Here is a 937-nt window from a genome sequence, read left to right as displayed (position 1 = left end):
TGAGTCACTCGCACCATTACACAAACTTGGAACAGATCGCTGGAGCACGACTAAGCAAAAAGCTCTAGAGAAAATACGCGACACTGCAGCTGAGTTACTCGAAGTCTACGCAAAGCGCGCAGCAAAAAAAGGCTTCAAATACAGTCACCCGAAACAAGCCTATCGCGCCTTTTGCGCAGGCTTTCCTTTTGAAGAAACTCCGGACCAAGCAGTTGCAATCAACGCTGTAGTTCAGGATATGACTAAAGATCAGCCTATGGATCGATTGGTCTGTGGGGATGTCGGCTTTGGCAAAACCGAGGTCGCAATGCGTGCTGCATTCATCGCGAGTTACTCTAGCAAGCAGGTCGCTGTTTTAGTCCCTACTACTCTGCTCGCACAACAGCATTATCAAAGTTTTCTAGATCGGTTTGCAGATACGGCAGTAAATGTAGAGCTGATTTCTCGTTTTAAAACTGCAAAAGAACAAGGCAAAGTTTTGGAGCGTGTTGAATCTGGTGAAGTCGATATCCTCGTCGGCACGCATAAGCTGATTCAAGGAAACATTAAATTTAAGAACTTGGGCTTACTAATCATCGATGAAGAGCACAGGTTCGGGGTGCAACAAAAAGAGAAACTCAAAGCTCTACGTGCCGAAGTAGATATACTCACATTAACGGCAACCCCAATTCCGCGAACATTGAATATGGCGATGGGTGGTGTGCGTGATTTATCGATTATCGCAACACCACCAGCCAAACGTTTATCAGTTAAGACCTTCGTAAGGCAAAAGCAAGATGCTTTGATACGTGAATCTGTACTGCGTGAAATACTGCGCGGCGGCCAAGTCTATTACTTATTCAATGATGTCAAGAATATCGAAAAAGAAGTCGAGTTCTTGCAAAAACTCATACCTGAATCTCGTGTTGGTTTCGCACATGGGCAAATGCGTGAGCGC

1 protein-coding gene is annotated in these 937 nt (G+C 45.3%); it reads left to right on the top strand.

Annotation, left to right across the window (positions count from 1 at the left end; translation table 11 throughout):
- Positions 1–937, top strand: a 937-nt coding sequence (locus tag A3738_RS02490) for a DEAD/DEAH box helicase (RefSeq protein WP_156503891.1), incomplete at both ends; no start/stop codon positions are given.

Source organism: Oleiphilus sp. HI0066, assembly GCF_001635725.1.
The sequence above is the reverse complement of the archived record's forward strand: the minus strand, read 5'-3'. Positions and strand labels throughout refer to the sequence as shown.